Below are 13,492 nucleotides of genomic sequence, written 5' to 3'. Positions count from 1 at the left end.
TGGTTCGTATTTTCAGACAGACTGGCTGATTAAGTGGGCATAACCTACTCCACCACGTACTCCACCCAATGCGCTTCGCTCGGCAATGGGATTTCCCAGCGATATAGCAGGCGATCGATCACTTTGTCGGTGACCGTGCTATCCCGTTTGCGATTGCGGGCGCGCAGGGTTTTCTCTCCAGCCTCCAGATAGACGATGTGGATTTTTGCGTGGTAGGCGTATAACAGGTCCAGAGCATTACTGCGCATTTCCTGCGACAGGTGCGTGGCGTTCCACACAAAGGGCTGCTTGCGCCGTAAATGCTCTTTGGCCATATCAATGGCGTGATGAGCCACCTTACCTTCATTCTGGCCGTATTTGAGGCCCATCTCCCCGCGGGCGTCATCGTAGGAGACGGTGGGCCAGTCAGGTCGATGCCGGCTCGCCCAGGTATTCTTACCTGAGGCGGGAAGTCCACATAACACCACCACCTCGGAGCCTTCCGGTTGCTGGTATCCATAATCCGCCGCTGTGGCGCCGTCGGAGCGAAAGTATTGCTGACGCACTACTTCGTCGGGAAAGACGCGGGGTTGCTCCCAGCAGGACTCTTGCAGCGCCAGCTCACGGAACAGAGCGATGTCTGCGATGCTGTCTGCTTTTTTCTCATAGGTTCTGCCGCTCATATCCGCCAGCGCCACCGCATAAAGCTCCTGCAGGCTCACCTCCCAGGACATGCGATGCGCCAGAAACTCGGGGCGTCGTTGCGCCCGGTCGTCGAAGATGAAAAACGGAACCTGATGCTGAGCGATAATGCGACAAATGCGTTCCCGCAAAGCAAAAGGAACGTCAGCGCGCCACAACAGTATCCGGGCGTCCACCGCGCCGCGTCGGGAGTGTCGGGGACTGCCGACGCCGCCGTCCGGGCGCACGATAGTGGTGGCCGGTTTGGCGATGTCATGCAACAGGGCGGCGTAGAACAGCACAAAGCGCTGTTCCGCATCCGCCTGCTGATAGGTTTCCCCCGCCAACAGCTCATTCACTACCATTTTGGTGTGCGTCCACACGTCCCCTTCCGCATGGTAATACGGGTCCTGATGCGTGCTCGCCAAGGGCTGCAAATCAGGCAGGCCTTCCCACAGTGCGCGCCAGTCCGGCTCGGCGCCATCGGCGGGCATCCAGTTCTGGAGTTGCTGATAGCTGATCATGAGCATGTCTCCTCTGTGGCGCCCGGCTCCTGAGAATCCGGCTCAGAATGGCCGAGATCCTCCCATTTCAAGGTTAGCTGCGAGGCGTACATATCTACCCCCTGCGCCAACTGATTGGGGAAAATTGGCCGGTTCAGATGGTGGCTGCCGCTGTCTAGAATGGCCTGAATAAAATCATGGCGCACCCATTTCAGACGGCCGACCGTACGACCGTTTTCTTCGATCTTGATATACAGGCCTTCAGACAAATCCGAGTCATCGGTCTGCCGTTTAACCAGATCAAAATCCAGCGCTTCCTGATGTGCGACCTGTTCCAGGCTGTTGCGCCATTGTGTGGTTTTCGCCAGCGATGGGCGCACCAGTTTTTGCAGTTCCGCCAAGCGCCTGGGCGCCAGTCCGGCATATAAAACCGGAACGGAAAGCACCGGTGAATCCTTTAGCATGCGTCGACGCGCCGACGTGGAGAGAAATTCGCCCGTCTTGGTGTCGAGAATATCGAATTCAGCGAATAGATGCGGCAAGCGGTCATAAAACACCGTGTGCTTCGACGCCATCCATTCCCCGTACAGGGTGTAACGGGTTCCCAGAATTTCGAACAAACGCTCCTGATGCACTGTGGCCCAGGGCTTAAACTGCGCGAACTGCGACTCGCGTCCGCCGCCGGTCAGCACATGCCCGCGACTTTGCAGACGCAGTGCGCCGGATGCGTCGAAACTGACGCCGGCATTGGCTCCGTCGAGTTTTTCTTCGATGACCAGATAACGCCCGGCCAGTTGCGAATAGGGAACCTGATCCGATGCGCTGTCCCCCGGTTGCAGCCGTGACCCTTGCAGGTGGGGCGTACGGGGATATTTGCGGATAAACATACCGCCTCCTCAAAAACAAAATCCGTATTGATTCCTTCGCAAGAAAACGTCCTGCGAAGATTCAAAAGAGTCAGCTTGCTATGCGCTGAAGAAGAGACGAAGCAATACTGTCGTCAGTTAAGACGCTGTAGCAAAAGCTGATATTGAGGGTGCGATCGCCATTACATGACCGTATCCGATGTGAACTGGGTAAACCTGAAGTGGAAAACGCAAAAGTTTGGCGGCGTTGGGACAAAGGTTCCAGTAGGGATTGACGCATGCGTCCAGCCTTAAGCCGGAAGCAATGCGTTTTCCAAAAGTACCTGGCTGATAAAGGCAGTGACTTCCTGTTCGCTGCTGCGGATGAAAAAGTGGTCCCCGGGGAATGTGCGCAGTTGAAACTGACCGCTGGTGTAATCTTCCCACTCGTGCATGCGCGCGGATGCGTCGATGGGGTCATCCTGTCCGCTTAGAGCAGTGATGGGAACCCGTAATGTCTGCGATTTGTCGCCGCTCCAACACTCGGAAAGCTTGAAGTCCGCACGCAACATGGGCTCTAACAGCGCCATCAGTTGCTGGTCCTGTAGCGCCGCCTCCGGGGCTCCGTTCATTTGACGGATTCTTTCGATCAGCCCTTCCATTGGCAGCTGGTGTATGAACGGCTGGCGACTGCTTAGATGAGGGCAGCGACAGCCGGAAATAAACACATGCTCCGGCAATGGCCCGCCATAGGATTGCAGGCGTTGGGTCAATTCGAAGACAACGCGGCCGCCGAGGCTGTGGCCGAAAAAAGCGAAAGGCTGGTTCAGGTAGGGAACAATCGCTTGCAACACGGCTTCCACCAATGGCGGCCATTCGCTGAAAGGCGCTTCGCTGATACGGTTTTCTCGGCCGGGCAGACGCACCACCACGACATCAATATCGTCTGGAAAACGCTTCACCCAGCTTCGAAAAGCATTGGGACTTCCGCCAGCGTAAGGAAAGCAGAATAGTCTGATCGCTTTGCCCGCCTGGGGGGCGGGCATGAACCAGTGATCCTGCATGGGATGTGGCATTCTAAACTCCTTGTCTAGATGTCGGACGTTATGCCTGCGGTTCTTTCGCCGGCTGCGCTGCGTGCAACTGCTCCGCCATGGCGGCGATGTCGTCGCGCATGTGCAACTTGTCCAGCCAGTCCTGGCGAATACCGCTGACGCCGTAGTAAGCGCCGGCGAACTGGCCAACGATGGCGGCGGTGGTGTCGGCGTCGTCGCCAAGATTGGCCGCTTTCAGCACTGCGTCCTGAAAGTTGTCCGTATTGGCGAAACACCACAGGGCGGCTTCGAGAGCGTCAATCACGTAGCCGGTCCCGCGCACTTCGCTTTCACTTTTATTCAGGTAATCCCCCATGGAGATCTGCGCCACCTTGTCGGTGTAGGGCACATACATGGGATCTTCCAGCACATCCTCTTTGGCGTCGCCAGTCAACAGCTGATGCAGGATGACCCCCATCAAACGACAGGCGTCGATGCACTCATCGGCACCGTGAGTGGTGCGTGAGCTTTCGCCGCAGTATTGCACGACCTGCTCGATGCGAGGGCTGTAATACATGGCGACCGGCGCCAGACGCATAATGGAGCCGTTGCCGGCGCTATGCGCGTCCAGCGAGCCGGAGTAGGGCTCACCGCTGTCCAGAAAGCGCTGGAGAGCGCCGCGCACCGTATTGCCGATATCAAAGCAGTTTCCGGTGCTGCTGAAATAGCCCCACTGCCACCAGTTGCAATAGCGGGTCATTTGATCCGCGGCGTCAAAACCCTGTTTGGTCAGCAGAGATTCCGCCAGGCATAACGCCATGGAAGTGTCGTCGGTCCACTGTCCCGGCTGCAGCCCAAATGGACCGCCGCCGACCATATCGTCGATAGGCTCGAAAGAGCCGCGCGGGCGAAACTCCAACGTCGTGCCCACGGCGTCGCCCACCGCAAGGCCCAGCAGGCAGCCCTGGTATTTGTCGAGATTGTCAGCGCTCATGACTCTGCTCGTTGGTAAGTGGCGATGACTTCAATGTCGCCAATAATATGATCGTTGAACTCTTCCAACTGCTCCGCTGGAATCCAGTATTCCGCGTGTTCTTTACCGCCGACGACTTTGACGTCGAACTGGCTCAGGTATTCCGCATCCACGTCGAAACGAGTGACGTAACCCACGCCAGAGTCTTTGACGTTCCAGTCCCGGGCGATTTGACGGGCGTAGTCTTCGTTGCAGACCGGGTAGAAAATGGGTTGCTCCGGTAAACGCGGCGGCCAGCGTTTAAAACCGCTTTCTTCCACCAGCGCCAGCTCATTCGGGCCTGTGGGTCTAAATAAAGTGACCGTTTTCATATTTGCTCTTACCTTGTCGAATTGCGTCGCGCACTTCCATCAGAATTTTACCCAGCATATTCAGGCCGCTACCGTCGCCGCCATCCGCCCAGTAACGGTCATTGGCGGTGTGCTCGACCAACTCGGCGTCGCCGGTTTCCAACAGTATAGAAGTCAGTTTTTCATGCTGAACGAATTTGGCCATGACTGCTTCGCGCATGATGTCGTCTTTGACTTCCTCCCAATCCGGCCGCAAGGGACGTGTGCGTTCGCGTCCCATATTGGCGGCCTCCATGGGCTTTGACGCCATACGCACGTCTTCCTCGTGCTCAGTGCCTGCGAATTTCTGCGCCTGAAAATAATGTTCGGACGTAGGCCAGCGCTTGTCTTTCAGATATACCGGGTCGCGGGAGAAATTGGAAAAGCATCCGTATTCGCCATTGGCCAGGTAAAAGTTAATGGTTTTCTTTTCAGTCATTACATCTCTCCGACATTAACTGCGCGGTCCTTCGATGGTTCTGGGGAAGAAATGATTCTCCACGCCGCGCTTGAGTCGATACAGTTTTGCAGGTCGGTTGCTGCCGGTGCGCATGGCGCCGCTTTCCTCCAGAATATCCGCATCCAGGATGCGGCGACGGAAGGACTTTTTCTCCACCTCGTTACCCAGAATCACTTCGAATACTTTCTGCAGCTCCGTCAGCGTAAATTCCTCAGGCAGCAAGTGAATCGGCAGCGCCGTGTATTGCACCTTGCTGGTCAGCCGTTCGCGACACAGGCGCAGAATCTCGTTGTGATCAAACGCCAGTTTATAGCCGCTTAAGGCTTCGCTTACGGGAACCCAGCGCGTTTCTTCTTTGGCGCCTTTGGGATCGACATCGATCTCCTCATGGGCGACCAAAGCGAAGTACACCACTGTCACCGACCAGCCGCGAGGGTCCCTTTGCTTACCGCCGAAGGTGGCGACCTGCTCCAAGTAGGGGCTTTTTACCCCGGTTTTTTCCACTAACTTCCGATGAGCGGTGTCTTCAAGGACATTGTCTTTCTTCAGGTCGATAAATCCGCCCGGCAGCGCCCATGTATCTTTGGCCGGGTGTTGCGAGCGCTTCACCAGCAACACTTCGAGTTGCTGCTCCCTGAGCTTGAATATCGCCATGTCAACGGAGGTGAGAGGCACTTCGTAGTCATGAATGTTGTAAGCGGCGAGAAAGTCTTTTTCTGAGGCGTGATCTTGCATAACCTGAAAAACATACTAATATTAGTGGCATTAGGCCACTAATATTAGCGGCACTGAACGATGGTGTCAAAACAGACTCAATCGCTGTAACAATAAAAGCATATCCAAACTCCAGAGTAATACCATGGACATACAATCCTTTTTGGTCGGCTTCTTCGGCGGCTCCGCGATAGAAATCATTGCATCCCTGGCGGGCTTTATCTGCGTGTTCCTGATCATTCGGCGCAATATCTGGTGCTGGCCCATCGGGTTGGTGCAGGTGGCGCTGTATATGATTGTGTTTTATGACGCCAAACTTTACTCCGACTTCATTCTCCATGGCATTTATGTGGTGATGCAGTTTTATGGCTGGTGGTATTGGCTGCAGGGCAGGGGACAGGATGATGATCTGGTGGTGTTGCCCACAGCCCTGCCGATGACGTTGCTGTGGGTGGCGGTCGCCATTCTCGGCAGCTTTGGTCTGGGCTACGTTATGTCTACCTATACCGACGCGTCGTTGCCATACCCTGACGCCTTCACGACGGTCGCCAGTCTGGTGGCGCAATGGCTGTTGTCCAGACGTCAGCTGATCAACTGGGGATTCTGGATTGCCGTAGATATAGTCGCCATCGGCGTGTATTGGCAGAAAGGTCTGTATCCGACGACGGTTCTTTACGCGACCTTCCTTGTTATGGCGAGCGCTGGCCTTATGGTCTGGTTGCGTCGCTATCAAACTCAAATGCTGGAGATGAAAGCGGAATATGCAAAAGCCTGAGTTCGATGCGGAGCGCAGGGTTGGCCTGACGTTAGGGAAGTTCGCGCCGCTGCACAAAGGGCATCAGTATCTGATAGAACAGGCGTTGGAGCAGGTGGATCACCTGCTGGTGATGATTTACGGCTGTCCTGAAGTGATTGATGTTCCGCTGGAACGGCGAGCGTCCTGGATTAAAACACTGTACCCGCAAGCGGAAGTCATTCTGGCGCCGGATGGACCTCAGGAAGTGGGCGATACGCCGGAGATATGCCGGAAGCAGGAGGACTACATCGGGCAGTGCCTGGCTGGCAGAAGGGTGACTCATTTTTTCTGCAGTGAATTCTACGGCGATCATGTCAGCCGTTATCTCAACGCGCAGGACTGTCGAGTGGATGAAGCCAGAAAGATCGTACCCATTGCCGCGACTCAGGTGCGTAATAACCCCTTCGCCGCCCGAGACTGGCTGCATCCGCTGGTGTACCGGGACCTGGTGAAGAAAGTAGTGTTTCTGGGGGCTCCGTCTACCGGTAAAACCACGTTAGCGCAGGCGGTGGCGGCGCGCTTTAATACGCAATGGATGCCGGAGTACGGACGGGAGTATTGGGAGGAAAATCAGATTGAGCGACGTCTGACCCCCAAGCAACTGGTGGAGATCGCAGAAGGTCATCTGCAACGGGAAGAGAACCTGCTGCTGGATAGCGATAGTTATTTGTTTGTAGACACCAATGCCCTGACGACGCGTCATTTCGCTCATTATTATCATGGGTTCGCATTGCCCGAGCTCGAACGCTTGGCGGACGCGGCGGCGCAAAGATACGACCGCGTATTTTTGTGCGCTGACGATATCCCCTACGAAGATACCTGGGATCGTTCTGGGGAAGTGAATCGCGGAGATTTTCAGCGGGAAATCATTGCGGAGCTGGAGCGCAGAAAGATTGATTTTGTGCTGTTGGAAGGCGATGTGGAAGCGAGAATCCGGCAGGTCACGAAAGTTCTGAAAGAGGATAAAAAAAGAGCTTGACCACTTAGTGGCATTATGACACTATATGTCCATCGACAGGGTTCATGGGACTCATGAATCCACGGAGAAAAAGATTTAAGCGGACCTGGAAAGACCGGGTTCCCGTCAACCACAGCAAGGAGATTGCTGATATGCAAAATTTCGAATACGACTTTTTAGTATTTATCGGACGTTTCCAACCCTTTCATCGCGGCCACCTTGCGGTGATTGAACAGGGACTGCGTAAAGCGCGTCAAATGATCGTCTTATGCGGATCGGCGCATCAGCCCCGCTCCACACGCAACCCCTGGAGCGTCAGCGAACGCGAAGACATGGTGCGCAGCGCCCTCAGCAAAGAAAATAGCCAACGCGTACATATCGCGCCGCTGATGGACATTGTCTACAACGATGAGATCTGGGTCAGAAACGTACAGTCCACGGTTCAGGGACTGGTCACCGCTCATCACGGCATGCCGCACAAATCCGCCAAGGTGGGTTTGATTGGCCACAGCAAGGACCACAGCTCTTTCTACCTGAAGTTGTTCCCTCAATGGGGGAATGTTGAAGTAGAAAACGTGGATGGCATTAGCGCCACGCCGGTGAGAGAAGCGATTTTCGGCGTTAACCAGACGGATCGTCGCGGTGGCTTGAATTATCTGGATAGCGACGAAGCCGCGCAGGTGTTGCCGACAGCGGTGCGGGAGAAACTGGCGAAATTCTGTCTCAGCGAAGACTATGAGGAAATCAAATACGAACATGATTTCATCGCCAAGTACAAACGCGCCTGGAGCGCCGCGCCCTATGCGCCTACTTTCGTAACGGTCGATGCGGTTATCGTACAAAGCGGACATGTGCTGCTGGTGGAGCGCAAAGCGCGTCCCGGTAAAGGGTTGTTAGCGTTGCCGGGAGGCTTCGTAGATCAGAATGAAAAATTACTGGATGCATGCCTGAGAGAGTTGCGGGAAGAAACCCGACTGAAAGTGCCGGCGCCGGTGTTGAGGGGCTCAATCAAAGCGCAGCAAGTGTTCGATGATCCTCATCGTTCAGCCAGAGGACGCACTATCACTCATGCATTTCATATTGAGCTGGAGCCAAGCAGCGAGCTGCCGAAAGTGAAAGGCGGCGATGACGCCAGACAGGCCATGTGGGTGCCGCTGGCGGAACTGGACCCAGGCAAATTATATGAAGATCACTACTTCATCATTCAGGAAATGACCGGTATATAACCGGAAAATTATTAAGACAAACGAGGGACGCGGATAGACCGCAACACCCTTTACCCAAACATTGACCGGAGGATTTCCGTCATGAAAAACAGCATTATCTTAAACGTAGATTCTTATAAAACCTCTCACTACCTGCAGTACCCAGCTGGCGCCACGCAGGTTTCCAGCTACATCGAATCACGCGGCGGCGCGTTTGAAAAAGCAGTGTTCTTCGGCTTGCAGATGTTCATCAAAGAGTACCTGACCAAGCCGATTACCGCGGACGATATCGAAGAAGCCAAGCTGGTGTATCAAGCCCACGGCGTTCCCTTCAATGAAGAAGGCTGGCGCTATATTTTGGACAAGCACGAGGGTTATCTGCCGATAGAAATCCAGGCCGCGCCGGAAGGGACTGTCATGGATGTGAAAAACGTGATGGTGCAGGTGATCAACACTGACCGCAACTGCGCCTGGTTGACCAGCTATGTGGAAACGGCTTTGTTGAGAGCGGTCTGGTATCCGACTACGGTCGCCACCGTATCCTGGAGCTGCCGCAACATCATCAAGCGTTACCTGGAAGAAACGGCGGACACTATCGAAGGATTGCCATTTAAACTGCACGACTTCGGCGCTCGCGGCGCGAGTTCTGAAGAAACCGCAGCGATTGGCGGGGCCGCTCACTTGGTGAACTTCATGGGCACTGACACTGTTAGCGGCATCATGGCGGCGAGACGCTACTACGGCGCTGATATGGCGGGCTTTTCAATCCCAGCGGCGGAGCACAGCACCATTACCAGCTGGGGCAAAGAAGCGGAAGTGGACGCCTACGCCAACATGCTGGAACAGTTCGCCGAGCCTGGCAAACTGGTGGCGGTGGTCAGCGACTCTTATGACTTGTGGAACGCTATCGACAACCTCTGGGGCGAAGCGTTGAAAACCAAGATTGAGCGCAGTGGCGGCACCTTGGTAGTGCGTCCTGACAGTGGCGATCCTGTAGCGATTGTGACCGAAACCATCGAACGACTGATGCGGAAATTCGGCTTCACCGTCAACAGCAAAGGATACCGGGTATTGCCTGCGTGCATCCGGGTGATTCAAGGCGACGGCATCTCTTTGCACACGATCGAAGCCATTCTGGCGGCGATGAAAGCGCGCAAGCAAAGCGCTGAAAATATTGCTTTCGGCATGGGTGGAGAGCTGCTTCAGAAGGTGAACCGGGATACGTTGAAATTCGCGATGAAAGCGTCTGCAATATGCGTGAAAGGCATCTGGAGAGATGTTTACAAAGATCCTATCACCGATCAGGGCAAGCGTTCTAAGAAAGGACTTCTGGCGCTGGTTAAAGGCCTGGATGGCGGCTTTCAGACAGTGCGCCGGCAGGATCTGGGCAATCGGGAAGATCAACTGGTCACAGTCTTCCGTAATGGCGATTTGATGAAAGAATGGACCTTCGACGAAGTCAGGGCCAACGCAGCGCAATAAGCCCATCGCTACAGCGGAGTCGGTTTTCTGGCTCCGCTTTTTGCGTTTCTGGACGTTGTCATTTTCTCGATAAAAGCGGATTGAATACTAAACAAAGGCTTGTTAGTATCCGCGCCCACTAAACGAATTTATCTGAAGAGCAAGGTTATGACATTCACCACTACCAGCATCAGCGGCCGTGTCGGAGCGATCACCATCGTTCGCGACAGCGCGTGCATTTTGGTATTGAAGTCATAGCCTTCGCTATAGCTGGCGGAGGCGTATAGGCCTCCGGTTGCAGTGTGAAAAACCCCCGGTAGGCCTTCGCCTCCCGGGGTTTTTTCGTTTTCGGTTCCGAAAAATTTCGGACGCTTATTCAACATCGCCAAGCAATGGTTTCGTTATGAGAACTTACGACAAGTACATCGCAGCAATAGTCCCAGCCCAAGGGCCGGAGTTCTCGCGCCTATCCCTTGGAGCTTTCACTTTTTCCACGCTTGTTCGTCCTGTTTTTGTTTTGGGTAAGCGCGGAACGCCAAAAGACCGGGAAACAACTTAACGCTCCCATGACGCCTCTTGCGCCCTGGGAGTAAAACCTTCCGGGCGTATTCAGAAAAACCTGTCCGGAAGAAAGACTTCAGGTTTTTAGAGGTTTGTTATGAAACTTCAAAAGTTAAGAAATATCGGCATCATCGCTCACGTTGACGCAGGCAAAACCACCCTGACCGAAAGGTTGCTGCACTTCACTGGCGCTCTGCACAGTATGGGCGAAGTGCATCATGGCGGAACCGTCACCGATCATATGGTTCAGGAACGCCAACGAGGCATCACTATCGCCAGCGCGGCGGTTACAGTGGGCTGGCGGGATCATCGCATCAATATTATTGATACGCCTGGTCACATCGATTTCAACATCGAAGTGAATCGCTCGTTGCGCGTGTTGGACGGCGCAGTCGTGGTTTTCGACTCCGTATCCGGCGTTGAGCCGCAATCGGAAACCAACTGGCGATTGGCGGATCAGTACGGCGTGCCGCGCATATGTCTGGTCAATAAAATGGACCGCATCGGCGCTGATTATTTACGCGTGGTGAACATGATTCGCGACCGGCTTGGCGCCAGGCCGTTGGTAATTCACTTGCCGGTCTTCGTCGATGAAATCTATGTCGGTTTGATCGATTTGACGACCATGACCCTGCATCGCTGGAACACGGATGACGGCTGGAAATATTCGTCCGAAGACATTACGCCTGAGTATCAGGAACAGGCTGCGCAATATCGGGCGCAACTGGAAGAAACCCTGGTTGAGCTGGATGATGAACTCCTGGAAGGCTGGTTCAACGGGGACGCCTTGCAGACTGATGATCTGCGACGACTGATTCGTCAGGGCGTTGTCAGTGGCGCATTCGTTTCTGTGTTGTGCGCGTCTGCATTCAAGAACAAAGGCGTGCAGATGGTGCTGGACGCGGTGGTTGATTACCTGCCTTCGCCGCAGGATGTGAAAGGCGTGGAAACTGTCGATGGCGCTCAGGTTGTGGAAGCGGACATCGAAGGCGCATTTGCTGCATTGGCCTTTAAAGTGGTGAACGATAAACACGGCGCTTTGACGTATGCACGGGTTTATCGGGGTTCGCTTGCAGCAGGCTCGCGGGTGTTGAACGCCAATGTCGGTCAATATGAACGCATTGGCCGTATATGCGAAATGCACGCGGACCGTAAAGTGACGCGAGACCGTATCGGCGCTGGCGACATCGTAGCGCTGGTTGGCATGAAGCACACGCAGACCGGTGATACATTGTGCGCCCCGGAAGCGCCTTTGGTGCTGGAGCGCATCAATGCGCCGGAACCGGTTATGGATATCGTGATCGTGATCGAGCCTAAATCCAGACAGGATCAGGATCGTCTGGGTGAAGCATTGCGTGCGATTGTCGGCGAAGATCCCAGTTTGCGCCTCAGCACGGGCGCAGCAGGAGAAACGCTGGTGTCGGGCATGGGCGAGCTGCATCTGGAAATTGTGGTGGATCGGCTACACACGGACTTTGACATCGCTGTGACTGTTGGGCGTCCGCAAGTGGCGTATCGGGAGACGATCACGCAACTGGCTGCTGTGGACTATGTCTACAAGAAGCAAAAAGGCGGACCCGGTCAGTTCGCGGAAGTGCGCATGCGCTTTGAACCCATCGCCGGTGACGGCATCGAGTTTGAAAGCCAAATCGTCGGCGCGGCCATCCCGCGGGAATATGTTCCCGCAGTGGAAGACGGCGTCAGACAGGCTGCACGCTCTGGCATACTGGGCGGTTATCCCAGTGGCGGCTTCAAGGCGGTGTTGCTGGACGGCTCCTACCACGCGCAGGATTCGTCGCAGCTGGCGTTCAGCGTTGCCGGACGGGAAGCCTTCAAGGAAGCCATGGCGCAGGCGGCGCCCAGACTGTTGGAGCCCGTGATGGCGGTTGAGATTGTGACGCCTCGCGACCACGTCGGCGACTGTATTGGCGACCTCATGCGACGTCGTGGTTCGATCCTCGACCAAGCGGACCGAGGCGACGCCTGCGTCATCAACGCGGAAGCGCCGCTGGCGGAAATGTTCGGCTATATCGGCGACCTGCGCACTATGACGGCAGGACGAGCCAGCTTCTCCATGACGTTCTCGCACTACGCGGAAACGCCACAGGGAGTCGCCGACTCGGTACTTAACGCCGATTGATCTTAATCACCCAGTGCGAACTGTGTTCCACATTCAAAAGGAGCCCGGAGACATTCCGGACTCCTTTCATTTTTCAATCGATAAATTGAGATATCGATTCAAGCTGCCTGTCAGCTTTCCATCGCGTTTTCAAGCGCGCAACTTTGCCCTGCAAGATGTTTCTTACTGGTTATTAGTCCGCATGTGCTTCCAATCATGTGCGTCGTAGATGGACCTACCGTGGGAGAAGAAAACAAGAAAGTCGCCATGACAGCCGCTAAGACTGTCGCCCGTATTTCTTGATCTTCATATTCATTCAACCTGCAGGATCACTACTATGTCTACCCGGGAAACCGTCAACGCGTTACTGTCAGATCTCGCCAGCCAGTTGAATCTGTCGTTTCTGAAACTGAATGAAAACGGAATATGCGCTTTTGAAAACCCTGAAGGCGTCAAATTTCTGATTGAAGCGCCTGAGCACGGCGCTCTGGTGTTTATCGCCAGTCCAATGCAGTTCATGCCGAAACTGAATGATCAGCGTCGGGAATTGCAGCAGCATCTGCTGGAAGGGAACTTCTACTTTCATAACAATCTCGGCGCCGTATTTAGTCTGGATACCCGGGAGGACCGGATATATCTGCAGTACAGTTTTCCCGTCGCATTTCTAGACAAGGATCTGTTCGGCAATATCCTGAATAATTTCATTACCTACGCCACCCACAGCTATAAGGAACTGCAGGATAACTTTTTTGCGGAAACGGCTGCGCCAGAGCATAAGCCACCCATGTTTTACCAACGTTTTTAAGCGTTCTGG

At 54.6% G+C, this 13,492-nt stretch carries 13 protein-coding genes; 6 read left to right on the top strand and 7 right to left on the bottom strand.

Features of this window, described 5'->3' with window-relative positions; translation table 11 throughout:
- Positions 1-44 precede the first annotated feature (44 nt).
- The 7 genes from ACQYWX_RS30460 to ACQYWX_RS30430 form a co-directional block, all read right to left on the bottom strand.
- On the bottom strand, positions 45-1,184 hold the full coding sequence (locus ACQYWX_RS30460) for an AAA family ATPase (protein ID WP_431687420.1): 1,140 nt from the start codon (positions 1,182-1,184) through the stop codon (positions 45-47).
- The gene (locus ACQYWX_RS30455) at positions 1,181-2,050 is read right to left on the bottom strand and encodes an RNA ligase family protein (RefSeq protein ID WP_431687419.1); all 870 of its coding nucleotides are present in this window, start codon (positions 2,048-2,050) and stop codon (positions 1,181-1,183) included. The genes ACQYWX_RS30460 and ACQYWX_RS30455 overlap by 4 nt, the downstream gene beginning before the upstream one ends.
- 269 nt (positions 2,051-2,319) lie before the next feature.
- Positions 2,320-3,084 (bottom strand): thioesterase II family protein, encoded by a 765-nt coding sequence (locus ACQYWX_RS30450; protein WP_431687418.1) that lies wholly within the window; start codon positions 3,082-3,084, stop codon positions 2,320-2,322.
- A 28-nt stretch (positions 3,085-3,112) separates the two neighbouring features.
- The gene (locus tag ACQYWX_RS30445) at positions 3,113-4,036 is read right to left on the bottom strand and encodes an ADP-ribosylglycohydrolase family protein (RefSeq protein WP_431687417.1); all 924 of its coding nucleotides are present in this window, start codon (positions 4,034-4,036) and stop codon (positions 3,113-3,115) included.
- Complete coding sequence (locus ACQYWX_RS30440) at positions 4,033-4,386, bottom strand: hypothetical protein (protein ID WP_431687416.1); 354 nt, start codon at positions 4,384-4,386, stop codon at positions 4,033-4,035. The genes ACQYWX_RS30445 and ACQYWX_RS30440 overlap by 4 nt, the downstream gene beginning before the upstream one ends.
- Positions 4,364-4,843, bottom strand: coding sequence for an NADAR family protein (locus ACQYWX_RS30435; protein ID WP_431687415.1), 480 nt, complete (start codon positions 4,841-4,843; stop codon positions 4,364-4,366). The genes ACQYWX_RS30440 and ACQYWX_RS30435 overlap by 23 nt, the downstream gene beginning before the upstream one ends.
- 15 nt (positions 4,844-4,858) lie before the next feature.
- Positions 4,859-5,599: an NUDIX hydrolase gene (locus ACQYWX_RS30430; RefSeq protein WP_431687414.1), complete on the bottom strand. Its 741-nt coding sequence runs from the start codon at positions 5,597-5,599 to the stop codon at positions 4,859-4,861.
- Between the two features lie 124 nt (positions 5,600-5,723).
- Between ACQYWX_RS30430 and pnuC the strand changes: the two genes are divergently transcribed.
- The 6 genes from pnuC (at position 5,724) to ACQYWX_RS30400 (ending at position 13,483) form a co-directional block, all read left to right on the top strand.
- Positions 5,724-6,353 carry a nicotinamide riboside transporter PnuC gene (gene pnuC / locus ACQYWX_RS30425; protein ID WP_279500754.1) on the top strand — a complete coding sequence of 210 codons (630 nt, stop codon included), beginning with the start codon at positions 5,724-5,726 and terminating at the stop codon, positions 6,351-6,353.
- Positions 6,340-7,353: an AAA family ATPase gene (locus ACQYWX_RS30420; RefSeq protein WP_431687413.1), complete on the top strand. Its 1,014-nt coding sequence runs from the start codon at positions 6,340-6,342 to the stop codon at positions 7,351-7,353. Before pnuC ends, ACQYWX_RS30420 begins: the two co-directional genes overlap by 14 nt.
- A 131-nt stretch (positions 7,354-7,484) precedes the next feature.
- Positions 7,485-8,558 carry a bifunctional nicotinamide-nucleotide adenylyltransferase/Nudix hydroxylase gene (locus ACQYWX_RS30415; RefSeq protein ID WP_431687412.1) on the top strand — a complete coding sequence of 358 codons (1,074 nt, stop codon included), beginning with the start codon at positions 7,485-7,487 and terminating at the stop codon, positions 8,556-8,558.
- 81 nt (positions 8,559-8,639) lie between these two features.
- On the top strand, positions 8,640-10,019 hold the full coding sequence (locus ACQYWX_RS30410; RefSeq protein ID WP_431687411.1) for a nicotinate phosphoribosyltransferase: 1,380 nt from the start codon (positions 8,640-8,642) through the stop codon (positions 10,017-10,019).
- A 637-nt stretch (positions 10,020-10,656) separates the two neighbouring features.
- The gene (fusA, locus tag ACQYWX_RS30405; protein WP_431687410.1) at positions 10,657-12,699 is read left to right on the top strand and encodes an elongation factor G; all 2,043 of its coding nucleotides are present in this window, start codon (positions 10,657-10,659) and stop codon (positions 12,697-12,699) included.
- Between the two features lie 316 nt (positions 12,700-13,015).
- On the top strand, positions 13,016-13,483 hold the full coding sequence (locus tag ACQYWX_RS30400) for a CesT family type III secretion system chaperone (protein ID WP_431687409.1): 468 nt from the start codon (positions 13,016-13,018) through the stop codon (positions 13,481-13,483).
- The last annotated feature ends 9 nt before the right edge of the window (positions 13,484-13,492 follow it).

The organism is Hahella sp. NBU794 (assembly GCF_050749805.1).
Lineage (GTDB): Bacteria > Pseudomonadota > Gammaproteobacteria > Pseudomonadales > Oleiphilaceae > Hahella.
The sequence above is the reverse complement of the archived record's forward strand: the minus strand, read 5'-3'. Positions and strand labels throughout refer to the sequence as shown.